At 42.2% G+C, this 21,087-nt stretch carries 19 protein-coding genes; 4 read left to right on the top strand and 15 right to left on the bottom strand.

Going from position 1 to position 21,087, the window contains the following annotated elements; genetic code table 11:
- Positions 1-239: 239 nt before the first annotated feature.
- The 8 genes from H027_RS0100010 to H027_RS0100045 form a co-directional block, all read right to left on the bottom strand.
- The gene (locus tag H027_RS0100010) at positions 240-644 is read right to left on the bottom strand and encodes an NUDIX hydrolase (protein ID WP_024870486.1); all 405 of its coding nucleotides are present in this window, start codon (positions 642-644) and stop codon (positions 240-242) included.
- A gap of 67 nt (positions 645-711) precedes the next feature.
- Positions 712-1,431: a hypothetical protein gene (locus tag H027_RS0100015; protein ID WP_024870487.1), complete on the bottom strand. Its 720-nt coding sequence runs from the start codon at positions 1,429-1,431 to the stop codon at positions 712-714.
- 79 nt (positions 1,432-1,510) lie between these two features.
- The gene (locus H027_RS0100020; protein WP_024870488.1) at positions 1,511-1,825 is read right to left on the bottom strand and encodes a hypothetical protein; all 315 of its coding nucleotides are present in this window, start codon (positions 1,823-1,825) and stop codon (positions 1,511-1,513) included.
- Complete coding sequence (locus H027_RS0100025) at positions 1,822-2,376, bottom strand: hypothetical protein (protein WP_024870489.1); 555 nt, start codon at positions 2,374-2,376, stop codon at positions 1,822-1,824. The genes H027_RS0100020 and H027_RS0100025 overlap by 4 nt, the downstream gene beginning before the upstream one ends.
- Positions 2,377-2,470: 94 nt before the next feature.
- Positions 2,471-2,932: a MarR family winged helix-turn-helix transcriptional regulator gene (locus tag H027_RS0100030; protein WP_024870490.1), complete on the bottom strand. Its 462-nt coding sequence runs from the start codon at positions 2,930-2,932 to the stop codon at positions 2,471-2,473.
- Entirely contained in the window at positions 2,910-3,344 is a 435-nt protein-coding gene (locus H027_RS0100035) for an SRPBCC domain-containing protein (RefSeq protein WP_024870491.1), read from the bottom strand. Before H027_RS0100035 ends, H027_RS0100030 begins: the two co-directional genes overlap by 23 nt.
- 607 nt (positions 3,345-3,951) lie before the next feature.
- Positions 3,952-5,721 carry a hypothetical protein gene (locus H027_RS0100040; protein ID WP_024870492.1) on the bottom strand — a complete coding sequence of 590 codons (1,770 nt, stop codon included), beginning with the start codon at positions 5,719-5,721 and terminating at the stop codon, positions 3,952-3,954.
- A gap of 849 nt (positions 5,722-6,570) precedes the next feature.
- Positions 6,571-7,401 carry a CvfB family protein gene (locus H027_RS0100045; RefSeq protein WP_024870493.1) on the bottom strand — a complete coding sequence of 277 codons (831 nt, stop codon included), beginning with the start codon at positions 7,399-7,401 and terminating at the stop codon, positions 6,571-6,573.
- 158 nt (positions 7,402-7,559) lie between these two features.
- On the opposite strand from H027_RS0100045, the gene H027_RS0100050 reads away from it, so the two are divergent.
- The gene (locus H027_RS0100050; protein WP_024870494.1) at positions 7,560-9,164 is read left to right on the top strand and encodes a diguanylate cyclase domain-containing protein; all 1,605 of its coding nucleotides are present in this window, start codon (positions 7,560-7,562) and stop codon (positions 9,162-9,164) included.
- Positions 9,165-9,199: 35 nt separating this feature from the next.
- Complete coding sequence (locus tag H027_RS0100055; RefSeq protein ID WP_024870495.1) at positions 9,200-9,748, top strand: YaeQ family protein; 549 nt, start codon at positions 9,200-9,202, stop codon at positions 9,746-9,748.
- Positions 9,749-9,765: 17 nt separating this feature from the next.
- Here the strand turns inward: H027_RS0100055 and H027_RS0100060 are convergent, their stop codons facing one another.
- Positions 9,766-10,755: a Gfo/Idh/MocA family protein gene (locus H027_RS0100060; protein WP_024870496.1), complete on the bottom strand. Its 990-nt coding sequence runs from the start codon at positions 10,753-10,755 to the stop codon at positions 9,766-9,768.
- A gap of 198 nt (positions 10,756-10,953) precedes the next feature.
- Here H027_RS0100060 and H027_RS0100065 point away from each other — a divergent pair, with 198 nt between their 5' ends.
- On the top strand, positions 10,954-13,158 hold the full coding sequence (locus tag H027_RS0100065) for an AsmA family protein (protein ID WP_024870497.1): 2,205 nt from the start codon (positions 10,954-10,956) through the stop codon (positions 13,156-13,158).
- A 74-nt stretch (positions 13,159-13,232) separates the two neighbouring features.
- Here the strand turns inward: H027_RS0100065 and H027_RS0100070 are convergent, their stop codons facing one another.
- The 5 genes from H027_RS0100070 to H027_RS0100090 are packed head-to-tail and all read right to left on the bottom strand — an operon-like array spanning position 13,233 to position 17,237.
- Complete coding sequence (locus H027_RS0100070; RefSeq protein ID WP_024870498.1) at positions 13,233-15,122, bottom strand: autotransporter outer membrane beta-barrel domain-containing protein; 1,890 nt, start codon at positions 15,120-15,122, stop codon at positions 13,233-13,235.
- Positions 15,123-15,131: 9 nt separating this feature from the next.
- Positions 15,132-15,848, bottom strand: coding sequence for a hypothetical protein (locus H027_RS0100075; RefSeq protein WP_152536676.1), 717 nt, complete (start codon positions 15,846-15,848; stop codon positions 15,132-15,134).
- A 60-nt stretch (positions 15,849-15,908) separates the two neighbouring features.
- The gene (locus H027_RS0100080) at positions 15,909-16,340 is read right to left on the bottom strand and encodes a hypothetical protein (RefSeq protein WP_024870500.1); all 432 of its coding nucleotides are present in this window, start codon (positions 16,338-16,340) and stop codon (positions 15,909-15,911) included.
- Entirely contained in the window at positions 16,318-16,800 is a 483-nt protein-coding gene (locus tag H027_RS0100085; RefSeq protein WP_081741315.1) for a pilus assembly FimT family protein, read from the bottom strand. The genes H027_RS0100080 and H027_RS0100085 overlap by 23 nt, the downstream gene beginning before the upstream one ends.
- Positions 16,794-17,237 carry a type IV pilin protein gene (locus H027_RS0100090; protein ID WP_024870502.1) on the bottom strand — a complete coding sequence of 148 codons (444 nt, stop codon included), beginning with the start codon at positions 17,235-17,237 and terminating at the stop codon, positions 16,794-16,796. The genes H027_RS0100085 and H027_RS0100090 overlap by 7 nt, the downstream gene beginning before the upstream one ends.
- A gap of 215 nt (positions 17,238-17,452) precedes the next feature.
- Between H027_RS0100090 and ppsR the strand changes: the two genes are divergently transcribed.
- Complete coding sequence (ppsR, locus tag H027_RS0100095) at positions 17,453-18,274, top strand: posphoenolpyruvate synthetase regulatory kinase/phosphorylase PpsR (protein WP_024870503.1); 822 nt, start codon at positions 17,453-17,455, stop codon at positions 18,272-18,274.
- An 83-nt stretch (positions 18,275-18,357) separates the two neighbouring features.
- Here ppsR and ppsA read toward each other — a convergent pair whose 3' ends face one another.
- Positions 18,358-20,748, bottom strand: a complete 2,391-nt coding sequence (ppsA, locus tag H027_RS0100100) for a phosphoenolpyruvate synthase (protein ID WP_051448936.1) — start codon at positions 20,746-20,748, stop codon at positions 18,358-18,360.
- Positions 20,749-21,087 lie beyond the last annotated feature (339 nt).

The following is a 21,087-nucleotide window of genomic DNA, read 5'->3' on the forward strand; positions in this document are numbered from 1 at the left end:
TTTTTGTTATGTGATTTTGGCTGCAGCAAAAGACGGTTTTTTTGAGAGCAAAAGCTACCGCACTGACTATCGACAATCAGATGCCCAACAACCGTGTTCTGCTCTTGATTTACTCATATGAACATGATGCCGAATGGTACTGAAAGAGACAAATGAAATTGGGGACTCAATTAATGAAAACTGAGCTATATCAATGCTGTGCATCATATCTGTGCAAGGTGATGATAGATTAATCAGCATTAGAATTTAGCACTGGTAACAACACCCGAAAAATTAAGGCAGTCAGATATGCGCTGTTGCTGGACAGCACTGAGTTCTGAAATTGAGGCATAACGAAATTCAGAATGTTCATGACTGAGAATGATGTTAGAAGGCGAGGGCAGTTCGCAACGGAAAATGAAAGCCTGTGAATTATAGGCAGAATGGAAATACACACCGCTGAGATAATGGATAAGAATTTCAGACCCGAGTTCTTCTCGGCACTCGCGGATCAACGCTTCGTGAATGGTTTCACCGGGCTCTAATGCACCACCAGGAAGCCCCCAGGATTTGGAACCGTAATCGGCTTTTAAGAGTAAAACTTGCCCTTCGGAATTAAGAATGACCGCATGACTGCTGAGCCTGAATTTATCATCAAAAGCCATGACAACCCCTTAATCACATAACTTCGAATTGTGCGGTGGCTGAAAGCCATCCGACACTAATTTTTTGTTATATTGGTTTTTTTGTGGACAGGTGCTCTATTTTATATTTTTGAGATAAGTGAAAAATGTGAGATTTAATACCATCATATATGGCGATATTGTTATCACCAACCTCTATTAATAAACCTGTGACATTGATGTTGGAGTCTGAATCGAAATAATTTATACAATTGTTGAAATTCATTTTTGATTTTTCAATGCAACCAACCTTATTGAATCGAGCTAAATCAGCAAATGAATTGTCATAACCTGTTTGATATGCCCAGTATGGCAATAAACAAAGTAGCAACATGAAAACAAAAATAAAATAACCAATGGTGAAGATTGGCGATAAGATGTGAGCAAGGATTTTTGTTATTTCTATTTCGTAACTATTAGTTATGCTGTCAATTAGTTTGTTGAATTTTATTGAACTTATTTTTATATTCTTAGTGCGTCTAAATATTTGAGCTAGAGCCAAAATTAAAACCGCCACAACCAAAACAACCCAATGTATGTTTTTAATGATAAAGCTAAATTTTTCTATGAGCCATATGGTTATGTAAGTTGTTTTATAATAAATAAAATAAAAAGCATTTATATAATAATTAGGTATAGATAGCGGGAAATAACCAGAGTCTACACCATATGCATTTAGTATCCCTTGATGATAAAAAAGACCAATCATATATGATGTCGGAGCAATGATTATTGCTATGGTTGAGTAAAGTATTGTGGATATCTTCATAGATTAAACTCACAGAACCAATATAACTTCGAATTGTGCGGTGGCTGAAAGCCATCCGACACTAATTTTTTGTTAGGTTTTAGTCGAAAAAATCGTTTATATCGTTTTCTATGTTGTTAGCATTAACAATTATTGATTCGTATAAATGCTGCATAATTGAATAATCATCTTCATCATCTCTTACTGTAAATGGTGTTGATTTACCATCTGTAACCAGTCTGAAATGAAAAGAAGACATGCATCGATCTTCATCAAAATGGGAATTTATATGTAAAGTATGGTTTTTATGATCACAAAAATATGCTAGAGAGTCAGCTTCTTGCCATGATAATTGATTATTTTCAGTTGCGGACTGAAGTTTGAATATAAAATCTCTTAATTTTTTAGGAATCATTTTTTATACTCCGTGAAATTATTGGTCGCACCCTGAATCTCAGCTAAGTGACTTGTGATTGCAAATAAAGCTTGTTTAGTTTTCTTTGTCGAGGCATTCAGCTTATTTGTATTCGGATTATAAGCATAAGCCGCTATTATAGAACGATTTTTTCTGTAATCAGAGTTTTGGTCTTTAAGTTGCTCATGAAAAACTTGGGAATATAACCGAACAATCTGACAAAGTGTTATTGAAGCGATTGGTTTTCCTTCATCTAAAGTTGATATTGCTAAGTTTATTACACTTTGACACTCAATGATTTCTCTTGCACTAATCAACCCAGTTACAGCATGCAACGCTCGTTGAACTTCTTCACTTGCATGTTGAGATGCATTTTTCGTTCTTTTTAATTCGATTATTGCAAATATAATTCCGTATGCTGTTGCAAATGAACTTATTGTACCAAGCGTAGATGGTGGATCTTTGATTAGATCAGATTTCCATTGAACAACAGTTATAAACAATAGAGTTATGATTGTTGCACTAATGATATGAGTATGTTTTTCAATCATATTAATACCTGATTTATCATGAAACCTAACTTCTAATTAAACGGCGGCACGCAGTGCCGTCCAGTGAGCGAAGCGAACGTGTTTGAATTATTTGTTATAAGTCGTTTTGATTAATTATTTGTGCGGTCAGATTTTTATACGAACAGAGATTTATCTCATTTAGAACACCAAAAAACTCTTCATCAGCATTTTCAACCGCAATAATTGCATCAGCAATAATGTTATTGCCTTGAGCTGTTAACTGAACATTGACTGCTCGTTTGTCATGTTCATCAGGTGTTCTTACGACTAGACCGAATGATTCTAGCTGTCTAATTGCTTTTGACAGCGTCATTTTTTCAATTTTTGTATGCGTAACAAGTGCTGCTTGAGTAGATAGTTGTTGGTGCTCCTGAAACCAACGCAAAGAGGCAAGAATGGCATATTGTGTTTGAGTGATTTCAAACACAGAAAGCGCTTGCGATAATCTGGCTTGCCAGAGCCCCATGAGTTTCCATAATAGAAATCCTGGACTGGCATCTGCGACATCATATTTAAAAGGGCTGTTTTCTGACATCGCGCACTTTCTTAAGTAGATTTTCAGTTTGAGTCGGTAAGCTTTCAACAATGCCTTTTGCGATAAGTCGTTTCCATAAAAAAGCCAAAGGCCCGCAAATGCGGATAGTTGATTTCAGTTCAATACAGTCAGCATGAGATATAATTTCATGTTTATCATACATTTTGGCCAGAGGTAGTTTAGTTAAGTCTGTGAAGAGACTATTTTCAACTACTTCGGTGATTTCAATTGAGAAGGTCGGCGCACCTTTGGGTTTAAATTTAAAAACGGAGCCAACCTTAAAATCAACATCTAATCGAGCAAATTCAATGTCATCTTGCCAAATATGCCATTGATTAACATCTGTCCAGACATTCCATACTTCTTCGACGGTAACGTCCGACACCATCTGACTATAACTTTGCTGCCACATAACTAACTCCTCATGCTGTTGTGTTATCAATATAGTAAACTAGTTTACTATATGCAACAACGCGCGAAGACTTATAACTTCGTTTTATGCGGTGGCACGTAGTGCCATCCGACATTAAAATTTTGTTAGATATGAACAAATAAATGCTGTTTATTATCAACCAAAAAGCACGCTAATTGGTGCCACGGACTTTCGTTTTTCACTGTGCTTGATTCAAACAACCGCTTGGAATTACTCGCCGGCAATATCGAATCAGCGAACTTTGCCGAATTTTCGAATCAGCTGATTTATGAGCGGGAAGTGGTTGCTAAAAAAACTACGCCCCGATGATGAGCCGCTTAGGCGTTACACGCTGACGGCGTTGAAGGTTGCCGAAGACGTAACCCGCGCAGGCTTTCAGTTTGCCGAATCAACGTGAATTCATGTGTTGCGCGAGGCAACCCACGCACAGATAGTGAGCCGTAAACACCACTGGACCCTCTGCACAGCCGCTTTAAGGCTTGAATTCACCCGCCAACAATTAAGCCGTTTTTATTATCTAACTTTTACTTAAATGGCTGCACGAAGTGCAGTCCAGTGAGCGAAGCGAACGTATTTCAAGTTTTTGTTAGATTTTATTATCTGGGCCAAAAATGATGCTGATTATATTTTTTGATGATATATCACTGCTATTGATAAATTTGTCATGATGTTTTTTTATGGTGGATTGTTCTAGTAAAAAATTATCAATCGAATTAATTGATTCATATCTGATTTTGCTTAATACCACAAAATTAATAATCATATCCAAGTAATAATGAGCTATTTCAACAATATTTTCACCTCGTTGAATTAAGGCGCCTTGGTGAACAATCCTATTTCTTGTTCTATATACTCGACGTATATCTTTTATAGATTTTTCTTCTATGAATTTTTTTGATTTCTTTATGAGTTCTTTATTTTGGAACTCCTTAACTAGCAGCATGAATTTATATCTAAGAAGTGGGACCTCATTCATTTCTGCCAACAATAATTCTGCTTGAGGCTCAAACTCTTTGAGCGCAACCAATGCTAAAGTGCTTCGAATATCGCTAACTCTCCAAAGCTCGGGAAGTTGTTGAACTACTCTATAAAACAAATCACTATTCCATTCTTTAAGATAGACGCATAAGATGTCAACTCTATGTTTTAAATATTGATTCGATATTACAGTTTGAATTGCGTTTTCTATCGATGATATATGAGAATCTTTTGTGTTTATTAATAATGTTTCAAGACAGATCCATAAGTTTAAAATCTGAGACGAAGCATCTTTTGTCTCTAAGGAAAGTGAATGAATGTCAATAGCTCTGGTGAATCGTTTTAATGAGTCATCTAGTAAGCCAAACTTGCCAATAAAAACCGGTAATATCTCTTTTGTATCCTCAATATCATAATCGTGCAATTTAGACATCGAGTTCATTGTCGCATTTGCTTGAAACGCACGTTTTTTATGATCATCTCTAACTAAACAATAATTTGATATCCAAACCTTTTTCTTGTGGTGGAATAACGTGAATATATCACTTATTCGAGATATTAGATCTTCAGCTCGTTTCATTGCCCCTAGATAATCTTTCGCTTTGACATTATTGCATTTTATTATAGATCTTGAGTTATTTCTTTTAAAAAATATTTTCTCTGCTTTTGAGTTATATTCAAAATCTTTATTTTCGATTATTTCAGCGTTGAACTCACTGCATGAGTCTTGAATTTCATCAAATAACTTTGAACAGTGAAAATACACGTCATAAACTCTATCTCTTAGATCGAATTTATCTAAAAATAAATTAATATCTTCGTTTTTTGTTATTTTTTGTTTTTTGTTGAAAAAGGTTGTATTTATAAAGTGATATATCGTACCTTTAGCATAACCATTTGATATTAAAAACTCAAACATTAACGTTGCAATATTATGGATTTTTCCTTTTTGTTTTGGCTGTTGTAAAATTTCATTAATATGTTTTCTTAGTGTTTTAAGGTAATTTTTTGGGCTTAGCTTAAGCTTTAATAACTCAAGTGTGTTAATTTTGTTTTTTTCATTTCCATCTTTTAATGAAATAATATATTCCTTTAACTTATCACCTATTAGCTGTGTGGAAATAGGGTCGTTTTTAATTTTTTGCTCAAGCTCTTCTTGTAATAAATCAACTTCCTTTGCGTTAACGCTTAAAGAAAATTTCTCATATGTTTCTAACAGTTCGATATATTCATCAATTATATCTTGCACTGTGGCTGATATGTTTTTTTCTAAAAACTCTGAATGATCGTAAGATAGTTCTTGTATTCGTTGCACAAAAAATAGCAGTGATTCTAATTGTATTATGTTTTGCCAGTTGTCTGTTGTATTAAAAATCATAATTTCCCTTAAAATCTAACTATAAGTTAAACGGCGGCACGCAGTGCCGTCCAGTGAGCAAAGCGAACGTGTTTAAACGCCTTGTTAGGTAGGAGAATAAAGGATATATCTTTTATTCATCACCACTGAACTGGCTAATTGGTACACGGACTTCAATGCGGCCACTGCACCTGCTTTAAACCACCGCTCGGAATTACCCACCGACAGAGTTGAAACTGCCGGTTTACTTTGTGTTTCACTGACATCATTCAGGAAATGGGGAGTGGGCATCTCAAATCGAAACGCCCGGATGATGAGCCGCTCCAGGCATACACACCGACGGCCTAGAAGGTTGCCGAAGACATAACCAGTGCGGAATCGAATTACACACCGGAAGTGAGATCATGAGTTATGCAAGGCAACCATTTCACCGGAAGTGAGCCGCAAACAACACGGAACCCTCATACCAGCCGCTTTAAGGCTCGAATTTACCGCAAAAAATTAAGAAAATTAATTACCTAACAATTTATTACTACGAAATTATCCCCAAATACCTCAAAAAACATCATTAAAAGCGGAAAGATCTCTTCGCTAGTAAAAGCGATATCGGGGCATACAGGGGGATGAAATACGGAAAAAATCCGCAAATCAGCTTTAGGAACGCTACCGCCCCTAGCTGTCGTTGCCAGAGCCCGTGAATGTCTGTTGTGCTTGTGGATATGCCGTAACTGTCATCTTTAACAGCCTAAATATGTCTGTCTAAGTTGGCAATTGAAACCATAAGGTTGGAAGTGATCTAGATCAAGGTTGGTTGTTTTCATTTGAGGAAATGCCCCTCTGTGGTGGCTCAGAGGGGAGTGAAGCAGGGGGTTAATCTTGTAATTTGATACCGTTTTCTTCAATAGTGATGAGCCCCTGTTTGTATAGGCCACCAATCGCTTTTTTGAAGGTGCCTTTACTCATGCTGAACTGAGAATATATTAATTCTGGCGAGCTTTTATCGCTGACGGCGAGATAGCCTCCGGATTTTTTTAAGCGGGCGAGAATTTTCTCACTTGCTTCATCTTTACGGGCCAGACCTGGTTTGTTGAGTGTAATATCCAGTTTGCCATCATCGTGAATTTTCTTGATATAGCCTTTGGTTCGTTGCCCAATTTTGATATTGGCAAATATTTCATTGCGGAAAATGAGACCCCAGAATTTATTTTCTACAATCACTTTATAGCCAAGATCTGTTTGTTCACAAATTAAAAGATCAACTTCCTGCCATGGTTCATAGCGAGGCATCTCGATGCTCAGATAATGATCCAAACGGCTGGTTGCGACAGTTCTGCTTTCGCGATCGAGGTAGATATAAACGACATATGTATGGCCTGTCTGCATCGGTTTTGCCTGCTCTCTGGCCGGAACAAACAGATCTTTTTTTAATCCCCAGTCCAGAAATGCGCCGATTCGACTGGCTGAAATGACTTTTAAACCTTCAAATTCGCCTACCTGAGCCCGTGGTTTTTCAATACTGACTTGCAGTGTTCCATCACCATCTAGAAACAGGAAAACAAGAAGTGTTTGCCCAACAGTACAGCCTGCTGGAAGTTGGCTTTGGGGGAGAAAAGCTGTCCCTAAGTCATCTGCATCCAACCAAGCGCCTTTTTCGTTGATTTCTTTTATGTGTAAGGTATTCATACGGCCAAGTTGGATCATGGGTTTCAGTCTCTATGATAAATAACGAATAAATATGTTCACATGATATCACTTTCTGATGAAGGTCTGAGAATTTTGCCGTTGGGTGAATATTATCGATTAAACTTTATATAGGTTTTCGCATGTAGCCATTGGATGGGTGAGTAAAGAAGGTTGATATGAAATGGAATAGTTACATATGCCTGTTACTCATATTTGCGTTTCTGGATCCGCTCAGCGTCTATGCGTATACAGGGTTAATTCCTGACCGGATAGAACTGAGTTCACAGACAATTGGTGCAACATTAATTTTTGCTCTCGTCCTTATTATTTATCTGTCGTATCAAATTTATCGGCTAAAAACTCGGCTGCACACCAGTCTATTGCACGAAGATCGCTTACGCACGCTTTACACCGCAATAAATCAAAGCCCGGCTTCCGTTGTCATTGCAGGGCTTGATGCCAATATTCGGTATGTTAATCCGCGCTTTACCGAAGTAACGGGGTATTCATTACAAGAAGTGATGGGGCTTAATCCCAATATTCTTCATTCTGGATTAACAAGCACTGATGTATATGAAGAGATGTGGCAAACACTACAGAGTGGACGGGATTGGTCAGGTGAGTTCATTAATCGTAAGAAAAATGGCGAAATATATTGGGAGCAGGCACATATTTCTCCAGTTTTTAACGCGGAAGGGCAAGTTATTCAATATGTTGCCGTAAAATTGGATATTACAGAGCGTATTCACAGGGAGCGCTACCAAAAAGCACATAATCGGGTGTTGGAATTGCTTTCGAAAGGCGCGCCGTTGAACGAAATATTACTGGCTATCGTGGCTGGCGTGGAAGCTGAAAACCCGGAGATGATGTGTTCAATCTTATTGCTGGATAAGGCTGGAAAGCATCTCTTAACGGGCGCAGCGCCCAGTCTTCCCGATTTTTATAATCAGGCGATTAATGGCGTAGAAATTGGGGAAGGGCGCGGTTCTTGCGGAACGGCAGCTTTTACTGGGAAACGAGTTATTGTTGATGATATTGCCACGCATCCCTATTGGGTGCCTTATCTGGAGCTTGCTACGCAGGCACATTTAGGCGCCTGCTGGTCTGAGCCTATCTATGGTTCAACTAACAAAGTGCTGGGAACATTTGCCATTTATCACAAAGAGAAACATTCACCACAAGAAAAGGACATTAAGCTCATTGAAGCATCGGCTAATCTGGCCGCCATTGCGATTGAACGTTATCTCGCCACTGAAGCATTACGGTTAAGTGAAGAAAAACATCGGCTCTTAGCTCATTATGACTCGCTGACAGGGTTGCCAACACGGGTATTATTTTCTGACCGACTGAAACAGGCGATACGCTCGGCAAAACGTGGTGGCAAGAAATTTGCGCTGATGTTTATTGATTTAGATAACTTCAAACCGGTGAATGATTCCTTCGGACATGAAATTGGTGATCTGCTGTTAAAAGAAGTCGCAGATCGGATGGTTCATTGTTTGCGGGATTCAGACACGGTCTGTCGAATTGGTGGGGATGAGTTTGTCATTTTATTAGACGATGTCTCTTACGCCGTGAATGCAGTAGGTGCTGCAGAAAAAATTTTGATGTCATTGAGTCAACCGTTTGAGTTGGCTGATACACAAATCAATATTTCCGGCAGTATTGGTATTGCTTTATATCCTGATCATGGCACGGATGAACGTACACTCACTAAAAATGCCGATGCAGCTATGTATCAAGCAAAAGAAAATGGTAAAAATCAAATACAAGTGTTTTAAACTAGCGGCTTTCATATTGTGGAATAGGGTATCTCATGGCGCTGAAAGCCACTATCTTCAAGGCCGTATTGAATATTGCCGATATTGACCGAGGGATTTATCTCGACGCAAACCTGACATTGGCGCGACATCCGTCAGAAACAGACCAGCGCCTGATTGTCCGGTTATTGGCCTGGGCACTGAATGCTGACGACGCGCTGACTTTTACTAAAGGATTGTGCGCCGATGATGAGCCGGAATTGTGGTTGAAGAATTTACATGGCGGAATCGAACACTGGATCGAAGTCGGTTTACCCGATGAACGTCGTCTAAAAAAAGCCTGCAACCGTTCAGAGTTAGTGACGCTTTATACCTATGCCGGGCGTAATGTTGATCTTTGGTGGCAACCAAACGCCGCTTTGCTAAACAAACATGACAATTTGCGTATTATTGACTTGCCTGAAGAGGAATTGATCCCCGTGGTGGCATTGGCTGAACGAAATATGCAGTGGCAAGTGACCATCAGCGAAGGACAGATCTTTATCACCGCAGGTGAAACAAATCTGACGATCACACCTAAAGTCAGAAAAGAATGGGTGCAATAAGCACCCACTTGATCTATTTAAATCTTTTTATCAGCATCAAAAACTAATCCTATTTGCTGACGGATCGTCTGCATAATGTCAGCTACGCGTAAAGCCAAGGTGTAGTTATTCAGGGCGGATTCTGTTTTCCCTTGTTGGATGGTGCTGATAAATTCGGCCAACTCATATTGCATCGGTGAGGATGATTGAAACTCGGTGATATCTTCCTCCCGACCATCTCTGTAGACAATTTTGACGCTATTTTGCTGAGAGATATGTTCGATCAGAATAGAACCTTCTTCACCCTGAATTTCTGATGGCGTTTTCATGTCGCTGATTTTGGAATAAGAAACCGTAGCCACCAGATCGGGATATGAAAGTAATGCGGAACCCATACCGTCTACGCCAGTGTGTAACATTACTGCACTGGCTTTGATGTCATTTGGCATGCCAAACAAATCAATGACGGGATAAAGTGCATAAACACCAAGGTCCATCAATGCGCCATTTGATAATTCAGGGCGGAACGCATTCATAATTTCACCCGCCTTAAATTTGTCATAACGGGATGAGTACTGACAATAATGGCTTTGCACGTAGTGGATCTTACCTATTTTATGCAGATGCTTTTTCAGTGATAGGTAATTAGGCAATGTTGGCGTTTTCATCGCCTCCATGAGTAATACGCCATGTTGTCGGGCGGTTGCTACCATTTTTTCTGCTTCAGGAAGATTGGAGCAAAGCGGTTTTTCACATAACACATGTTTACCATGTTGCAGGAAAAGACAAGTTTGTTCGCAATGCAACGCATTGGGGCTGGCAATATAAACGGCGTCAATTTCCGGTGATTTTGCCATTAACTCTAAATCGTCGAAGGTATAAGTAGCACCATATTTTTCCGCAAAAAGCTGCGCTTTCTCCATGGTTCGGGAATATACCGTCGTGAGTTGAAACCCAGTCGTATTCTGTGCAGCAGTAAGAAAGGATTCTGTGATGGTATTGGTACCGATGATGCCGAATCTGATCATGAAGTTGTGTCCTGCGGAATAATTGCCGGGAAGTGTACGTTTTTACTGGCGATTTAGGTGATGCAAATCAATACTGTAAGTGAATAACGCATACAACGCCATCTGCTTTTCTGCGGCTTTTTGATGTTCGTTCAGCCTTACTGTCGCTGTTTTAAGGAAACCACAGATGCAGATGCGGCACATAAAGGAGCGGGCGGTATGGATAAAATCACCAAATATTCTCTTTATTCGATTGGCACCATTGCAGTTATAGTGGCGGGCGCGGCGGTTTATGTCTCTTCGGTGTTTGATGCAAACACCCTTAAGCCGAAAATTGAGACATTGGTTAAGACAGAAAAGCAGCGGACCCTGAAATTTAATGGGCCGCTAAGTTTAACGTTGTTTCCAAAGCCGGGCATCGTGCTCTCTGATGTCAGTTTATCTGAGCAAAATTCGGATCAATTGTTTGCGCATGTGGCTAATGCCAAGGTTGTGATGCAGTTCTGGCCACTGTTATCGAAAAAAATAGTCATTGACCAAGTTGCTATCGACGGCGCCTCGATCAATCTGCTCAAGGATAAGACCGGGCAATATAATTTTGCCAACTTGCTCGCCACAAACAATGCGGTTCCTGTCGAAAATCATCAACCCGTTACCCCTGTAGTCAATTCATCTGCAGCCGGTGATGCAGTGGCTCCCAGCTTTAAACTTTCGCATTTCAGTCTCGCTAAGAGTGATATTAAATATCAGGATGTAAAATCAGGTCAGCAATTTGCGCTGAAAGATTTATCGCTGTTTGGTGATTCGCTTACGGCTAATGGCGGAGAACATATTGATTTCAGTTCCCGATTACAAAGTGTATCGCCAGCTTTAGACGTGCATATAGTGACCAAGCTGGATCGGGTTAATTTCGATCAAAAATCAGGGGGGGTAAAACTTGAAGGTTTACAGTATGCCATCGACGGGAAAGCCAATAGTGATACTTTAAAATTAACACTCAGTGCACCCAAGCTGAACATTGCTGGGAATAAATCTGACGCGGATATGTTGCTGTTATCTGCGCAACTTGATGGTCCAACTCATAAAGCGGATGCGTCTTTGAAATTGGATGGTATTTCTGGCGATAATCAGCAAATCAGTGTCAAAACACTGAAGCTGGATCTAGCTGCCAACCAAGGTAATCAGTCAGTGAAACTGACCGCATCCAGCCCGGTAACTTATAGTTTGGCGGCACAAAATATTAATTTGCCGCAACTGACTATTCACAGTGATGTTTCAGCCGGTGATGTAAAGTCAACACCGATTGAGCTGAACGGAAAACTGGCCGCTGCACTCAATGCACAGCAAATCAGTACCGCAATGAAGGGCACTATCGATCATAACCCACTGGATTTTGATGCCAATATAAAAGGGTTTGCAAATCCTGCGGTTCATTTCAATGTTAATGCGCAATCACTGGATCTGAATCGCTATATCACGCCCAATCAGAAATCTTCTGGCAATGAACAAGGCACCAATAATTCAGCCAATTCAGCATCTTCCTCAAAGATCGATCTATCAGGGCTTAATGCTTTAAATCTGGACGGGAAGGTCACTCTGGGGCAATTGAAATATGCAGCGATGGACGCCAGCGACATCCGATTAGCGATGAATGCGCAAAAAGGGTTAATTTCGGTACAGGAATTAAGCCTGAAAGCGTTTGGTGGAACGATAACGGCAACAGGAACCGCGACAGCAACATCCAACCCTAAGTTTACGGTTAAACCGGCGATATCTGGTGTCGATATCTATGCGCTACTGAAGCAATTTGCTGGTTTTGAAAAGATAGAAGGAAAGGCGACGGTTAACGGCAGCCTTGTTACTCAAGGGGCTGATACCACTGCACTGAAAAATAACCTGAACGGTAATATGAATATCAGGGTTAATGATGGTGCCTGGCGAGGGATCAATATTGCTAAAACGATTCGTGATGCTAAAGCTGCATTGTCAGGTATGAGTGGGGGTGAACAAGCAATAGCGGCGAATAATGTAGAGAAGACAGACTTTACTGAATTAACAGCTTCCATTTTATTCAATCAGGGTATTGCAACGAATAAAGACCTTGCTATGAAATCACCGTTGCTGCGGGTAAGTGGTGACGGTGAGGTTAATTTGAGAACAGACACAATCGATTATTTATTGAAAGCGGCGCTGGTTGATAGCATCAAAGGGCAAACAGGTGCTGAGCGATCTCAGTTAAGCGGCGTCACGGTACCAATCCGCATTAAAGGGCCTGTCGCCACACCCAAATATTCACTCGATTTAACGGCGTCACTTAAAGACAACGCCAATGCGAAGCTGAATGAAAAGAAACAAGAGCTTCAGCAAAAATTGGAACAAAAGGCTGGTGGGGCATTGTCTCAGGGGCTGAAAAAGTTGTTCTAACCTCTCACTTGGTAATTGCATCAACCATATAAAAGAAGCCGCAATAAGCGGCTTCTTTATTCTGAATTGTCAGATTACAGATAACGTGACCAGACATAACTGACATTGGGGGACGTGTTAGGAGGGGTGTTGTTATTGTTATTGTTATTATTGTTGTTACCACCGGAGTTGACCTGTGATGGATCATAAGTCGCAGGCAAGTTGCTCAAATCAATGGTTGTGCTGCCTTTGAAAGAGGAACCGTCAGTGCTATTACTCTGATTACTGATCGTGATATAGCCGTAAACCTTGGTGCTTCCTGTGGTGGAGAGCAGATCCCCGGCCATGATATCGCCATGCACATCATTAGATGAGCCCAGACTGATGTCACCGCCTGAAAAGACATTTGACACATACCCTCCCGCCAGCAATGCAATATTTCCAAGAGGGCTGGAGACATAAGCGCCGTTCTGACAGAAATTGGTCGGATAAAAGGTTAGGAAGTTACTATTAACGCATACACCAGAATAACCCGCATAATTAGGGGCATATAACGAAGTGCTGCCTTGTGTAGCAATATTTCCCGTCGCAATAATGGTGTTATTGTAAGTGCCATTCCCGGCTGTGACATTACCATTAAACCAAATAACCCCTGGTGCCATCATGCTGCCATTAAGGCTCCATGTTGCGGTTTTGGTGTTGTAGTCAAAGCAACTGTTATAGTCAGAATAGCCAACGCAAACTTTTTTATAGCAAGTATTGGCATTGTAGGTTGAAGTTGAACAGAGATAGTCCTGATTGCCTTTACTACCAACAAGGAAGTAGGTGCCGTTACTGATCCCATACATATTGGAGACAGTGACCTTGATGTTGTTTGAGGCATCTACATCAAACGCAAGATTGGCAGAGGATTTCAAGGGCCACGCATCAATCACCGTTGTTTTTATTGTTGTCGCAGTTAATGGTGTGATCGGCACGGTTAATCCATTCACCACGGTGACATGAATATTATTATTCCAGTCGGGTTTAGTTACGGTTCCACCTATTTGCCCACTGGCAACACTACCGTTACTGGCTTCCGTCAGGTTACCTTGGGCCATCAACAGGCTCGTGATTGAGCCGTTGCTCATCGTGACGTTACCATCTGTATATACGTTAGCGGCCTCAGCGCCGCCTCCGGTCAGGGCAACATTACCGATAGATTTTATCGTAGTGACTTTGGCACTGGAGTTCAGTGTTGTTGTGCCGTTGGTATTCACATTCACGGCCGAAACACCACCACTCATGGTCACATTAGTTAATGAATTGATGGTTGTGTATGTTCCGCTTCCAGAGAGTGTGACATCCTTTTCGGCACTGACAGTGTTAATGTTTGACTGAGAACCCGATAAATTAACCGTACCGGTTGCATATAGCAGGCTAAAGCCACTGATGCTTCCACTGGCCGAAATATTACCATTAACAATGAAATTCGTATTTACATTAGACCCATTGATGACGCTGATATTTCCTGACAGCGTCAAGTCACCATTGATATTGATGGTATTAATAATAGTTGGTGGAGTATTACCTGAACCACCTGTAACACAATAAACCGATTGCACCGTGGCGGTAGCATTGGCGCTGGTTCCCGTTAAATTCGCGGTTACTTGTGTACCACTGCTGCATGTTGTGGCAGTAGTTGAAACAGCGACAACAGTGCCGGTCACGCCGGAGATCCCGGTAAAGGTAATCGCGTTGCCAGCAGCAAGGGATGCAGCACCACTACTCTTGATCTGGTAAAGATATTGGCGAAAACCTTCTGCACCGCTCCATGCGCGCATTTGTGCCTGTGTGAGGGCATGCGAGGCAATGGCGCTATCCTGATCGCTACGGGAATAGTGCATGGCTCCCATGACAATGCCCAGCAGAGAAACACCGATGATTAGCGTAAACAGGATAGCGGCAATTCCTTTTTGCTGATGCATTGAATTGCTACGATACATATGCATTTCTCACGAAGTAAAGTTGATTAAACAAGACAACCAGGGCGTGCTGCCAGACAGTGTGCTCCAGTTGAATTGCAGTTTTAGCCCGGCTGTACTCGCTGACGGTGTGTTTATTCCTGCATCATCAGAAATTGCAGTCGACAAGGCCGTTGACGCAATTTCTGCACCGAACGGGGAACATTTTGCAGTATCCAGGAAGGCGGTAAACGTTAACGCGGTTGCCAATGTATTAGGCGATACAATGCGGGTAACCGTCCAGATTTGAGAAGCCCATTGCGTATAAACCGGATGACAGGAAGTGGTCGACGTCAGGAAATAAATTGCCTTGGTTGTTTGGTCTGATAAAAGCCCCTGACAACCCCAGCTAGCATCTAGTGTTTTATTGATTTCCCAGAATATGGCATTTCCACTCACGCTACTGGCGGCAATACTCTGCAACGAACCCGCAGTTGTTAATTGGGCGTTACCACTGACAGTATTGAGTGCAGCCCCCGTCAGTAGAATAAATTGCCTGTTTGTCGCAGGTGAGGTGACCCCGAAACCGGCTCCCTGAACCAAATTTTGTATGGTCAAAAGCCCAGTAGCAAGCTGACGATCCTGTGCAGCGCGTTGTTGTATACCTGAGTTTGTATCAAACAAATTATGTATGACAACCCGATAGAGTGACATGATTGAAATGGTCGCAAACATGGCTACGGTCATGCCTATCATGATACTGATCAAACTGTATCCTTGTTGTCTTTGCCGGATCCGGATCATCTTTCCCTCTATATTCATCGCGGTTCAGTTTTGTAACAGTAATGAACTAGCGCCTAACCGACTGTCAGTTACTGAATAACTGACGGAAGGAAGCAGAACGGTTTTGGTTGTTGCACTGACGGTGACGCTCAATTGTGTCAAAGTACATGAACGAGTTAATGTACTTTGTGCACTGCTGTTGGCCGTAGAGAGTTTAATTGTGGTATTGGTCGATGAGTTGGTCGTTGTGCAGTTACTGTTCATCCCGGAACTTTGCACTTCGCCTCTGATTTCATTCAACGCAGAGATCTGAGCATTTAATTTGCCTTGCTGTAACGTCCCTTTGGCCAAGTTATAGGTAATGGCTAGCCCCACAATAGTCATGAGCAAAATGGCAATGAGTGCTTCCAACAAAGAGGTGCCATGCTGTCGGCTGAATGGCTGATAGCCGCATTTATTCAAGGTAGCCGGTCGCATTCTGACCTCCGCTTGAAATTGAATAACTCAGGGTGGTAGTACAGGTGGTACCGCCCAGCGTGGCGGTATCTGGCAGGCCCATACTATTCCAACCAATACATTGCGTTGATGCCGAGTCGATACTCGCTGATACGGATAATTGAGTTTGCCAGACAGGGTTCGTGCAGCCTAAGGTGTTCGCTGTGCCATTGAGTACGCACAACGTATTGTTTTTCAATACCAAAAATGAAGACACCGTATTGCTGTTAGTGCCCGAGCCATTCCGTAATGCCAGTGATTTGGCATGGGCTGTACCCTGTGTCAGCAAATTTTTCCCGAGCTGCAACTGGTTAGCACTACTCCAGCTTTGTGTCAGTGCAATACCCAATGTGGCTAAGATGCTCATGACAGCTAAAACGACCATTAATTCGATTAATGAAAATCCAGATGATAGCTGTAATGGGGGCTCTCTTTTTACCATGATGTAAACCCACACTGGCTGGTTGCTGTTCTGGCATTACTATTATCAAGCGTTAATACGCATCCACTCAGGCCGGTTCCCGTCTTGCCTGTTGCCGTCAGGGTATAACTACTCGTTGAACTGTTTACGGTATATGTAAAAGAGGAAGATGCGGTTGGGCTCCAACCACTAAACAACGCAGTGGTTGCGGTTGTGCCTGCACTATAAACCGGGTATTGCAGTTGTAGTTGATAGGTATTTTCAAAATTCAGTGCCAATGCCGTGAGATCAGATGAAGCATCTTTTGCTTTCCCTGAATTAATGAAGCTGCTGTATGAAGGTAATGCTATTGCCGCTAATATGGCCACAATACCCACAGAAACCATCAGTTCAATGAGTGTAAATCCAGGCGAATGCCGCCGGGAGATTGTGTTTTTATGTGGAGTATTTGCAGACATTCTCTCTGGTCTTCATCTTAAAAATTTCAGTCGAATAACCATCATATATGAAACTGGACTCAAAGAAAGCGATAAATGTCAATTAAATAATTCCATATTTGCCCTGTTAGTTATGGCAGGTTTAGTTAGGTAAGTTTTTTATATTGTAAGTTAATAATTCGATTCGCCTTTTTACCTCTGTGCTATATCTGCTAAAAAACTCAAAAGGTACACTGATGAAACAAGCCGTATTTTACATTTCTGACGGCACCGCCATTACCGCAGAAGTATTAGGGCATGCCGTATTATCTCAATTTCCGATTGACCCAGAGTTTCACACGATCCCTTTTGTCGATAACATCAATAAGGCAATCGCGGTACGAGACAAGATCAATGAAGCCTATCTGCAGTCAGGTATTCGGCCTCTTGTTTTTTTCTCTATTGTGTCAGAGCAGGTCAGGGACCATATTCTGAGCAGTAAGGGTTTTTGTCAGGATGTTGTTCAATCACTCATTGCCCCGTTGCAGCAAGAGCTGGGCATTGCGCCCATCGCATCATCACTGCGTCGGCCTTACGGGCTAACTGAAAATAATATGCTCAAATATGACGCCCGAATTGCTGCAATTGATTATACCTTGGCGCATGATGATGGAATTTCGCTGCGAAATCTTGAATTGGCTCAAGTCATTTTGTTGGGGGTTTCCCGTACAGGAAAAACACCCACCAGCCTGTATCTGGCTTTGCAATTTGGGGTATATGCGGTGAATTATCCCTTTATTGCTGATGACATGGATCATCTTACGCTGCCATCAGGCTTGTTGCCGCATAAGGCAAAGCTATTTGGTCTGACTATTGATGCGGAACGGTTATCGGCCATTCGGCAGGAGAGGCGGGAAAACAGCCGATACGCGAATTTACGCCAATGTCGTCTGGAATTGTCTGAAGTTGAAGCCCTGTATCGGAAACATCAAATTCCCTATTTAAATACGACGAATTTCTCAGTAGAAGAAATCACTGCAAAATTGATGGAAACCATGAATTTGCAGCGACAAAAATAACAGGCATTACCAGAGAAAAAAGCCACCGGCTTAGTGTAGAGGCACACAATCTCTCAGCTAAGAACGGTGGCAAACGGACTCAATTATTCAGCTAAGTCTAGCCAGGTTTGAACAACGGTATCAGGATTGAGCGACAAACTGTCGATACCTTGTTGTTGTAACCAGGCAGCGAAGTCAGCATGGTCTGAAGGGCCCTGACCGCAAATACCCACGTATTTCCCTTGTCGTTTTGCTGCTTGAATCGCCATGGCTAACAATGCTTTGACGGCATCATTTCGCTCATCAAACAGCTCTGAAACCAGGCCGGAATCACGATCAAGACCGAGTGTTAATTGGGTCATGTCATTAGAGCCGATAGAGAAACCATCAAAATGGGCTAAAAACTGATCCGCTAAAAGCGCATTCGCCGGAATTTCACACATCATGAATATTTTCAGATCGTCTTCACCCCGTTTCAGCCCTTCTTTCGCTAATTGTTCAATCACGGCTTGTGCCTGCGCAACGGTTCGTACGAATGGGACCATCAGTTGGATATTGGTTAATCCCATAACGTTGCGTACCCGTTTTACGGCTTCGCATTCCAAGGCAAAACAATCGTGGAATGATGAGGATATGTAACGACCAGCGCCGCGGAAACCCAACATCGGATTTTCTTCTTCAGGCTCATAGCGGGCTCCGCCCAACAAGTTCGCGTATTCATTGGATTTAAAATCGGACAGGCGAACAATCACTTGTTTCGGCCAGAATGCGGCCGCCAGCGTCGAGATCTCTTCAGCCAAGCGGCTAATATAAAATTCAACAGGATCATCATAACCCGCCATGAGCTTGCAAATTTGCTGTTGCAGTTCAGGCGTCTGCTGGTGGAATTCCAGCAAGGCCTTAGGATGGACACCAATCATACGGTTAATAATAAACTCAAGTCGTGCCAGACCTACACCCTGATTGGGCAGGCGCGCAAAATCAAAAGCGCGGTCGGGATTGCCCACATTCATCATGATCTTCAGAGGTAATTCCGGCATTTCATTAACTTGTAACCGACGAACGGTGAAATCCTGCAGATCGCGGTATACAAAACCGGTATCACCTTCAGCGCAGGATACCGTCACATTTTGCCCTTCCTGCAGTCTCTCTGTCGCGTCACCACAACCCACGACGGCAGGAATGCCCAGCTCACGAGCGATAATGGCGGCATGACAGGTGCGACCACCCCGGTTAGTCACAATGGCCGATGCGCGTTTCATGATGGGTTCCCAATCAGGATCAGTCATATCAGTCACCAGCACATCACCCGGGTTAATGTGGTCCATTTCACTGATGCTATGCAGTATTTTGACCGGACCGGCACCAATACGCTGGCCAATCGACCGGCCTTCGACCAAAACCTGCCCCCGAGATGCCAGCTGATAGCGCTCCATGACTTGTTCATTAGATCGCACTGTTTCCGGACGCGCCTGCACAATATAAAGTGCACCGGTATGACCATCTTTGGCCCATTCGATATCCATCGGGCGACCGTAATGTTGTTCAATTAACAATGCCTGATGGGCGAGTGCTTCAACTTCCTGATCCGTCAGTGAAAACCGACGTGAAAGTGCTTCAGGAACATCCTCAATTTGTACTTGTTGCCCATGCTGCTGATTGTTGGCATAGACCATACGAATTTTCTTGGAGCCCAATGTGCGGCGCACAATCGCGGGTTTGTTTTTGTTTAACGTTGGCTTATGAACGTAAAACTCATCAGGGTTAACCGCGCCCTGAACAACCATTTCACCCAAACCGTAAGAAGAGGTAATAAATACCACCTGATCAAAGCCTGATTCCGTATCTAAGGTGAACATGACACCAGAGGCGGCCAAATCTGAACGAACCATACGTTGTACACCCGCAGAGATCGCTACTCCCTGATGGTCATAGCCTTGATGAACACGGTATGAGATTGCGCGGTCATTAAACAAAGACGCATAAACATGCTTGATAGCCAGCATGACCGCATCGATACCTTGCACATTCAGGAATGTTTCCTGTTGCCCGGCGAATGAGGCATCCGGCATATCTTCTGCCGTTGCCGAAGAACGTACAGCAAAAGAGGCTTCCGGCTGATCAGAAACGAGTGTGGCATAGGCTTCGCGAATGGCTTGTTCAAATTCGAGCTGGAATGGCGTATCAATGATCCATTGCCGGATCTGTTTGCCAGCCATATTTAATGCTGAAATATCATCGGCATTTACCTGAGACAGCAGTTGGTAGATTTTGCTGTTAAGATCGCTTTGTTCCAGAAAGGCATTAAATGCCTGCGCGGTAGTTGCAAAACCATTCGGTACAGATACACCGGATTCGGCCAGGTTTGTGATCATTTCTCCCAGAGAGGCATTTTTACCTCCCACTCGTTCAACATCCTGCATATTGAGTTGGTTATACCAAAGCACATTATTCACTTTGCTCTCCCTATTGGAACTGACCTGACGACATGTCATATAGAAAGATCCTTCTTCCGAAGTGATATTTCCGGTTATTGGAATTTGTCGTTGTAACCACTTTGTAACATCAATATTCCAAAGGTGCGGTTTATAGGGAAACGAATAAAAATTACAAAACTTATGAAAGCGGCAAAGAGAGAGGCGGCTCTTAAAAATAATAATATTATTAGACGATGAACCCGCGTTGATTTGGTAAAGTGATAGTGAATCGGTTTTGCCATTCTCTCTGATAGAAGGATAGGTCAGTTGAAACGATGCATTCTGATCACTGAATTCCTTTCTTGGCGCAACGCGAAAACTCGTGTGATTTACCGTCTCTTATTCCTTTGGGTGCTT

Source organism: Tolumonas lignilytica (genome assembly GCF_000527035.1).
Lineage (GTDB): Bacteria > Pseudomonadota > Gammaproteobacteria > Enterobacterales > Aeromonadaceae > Tolumonas > Tolumonas lignilytica.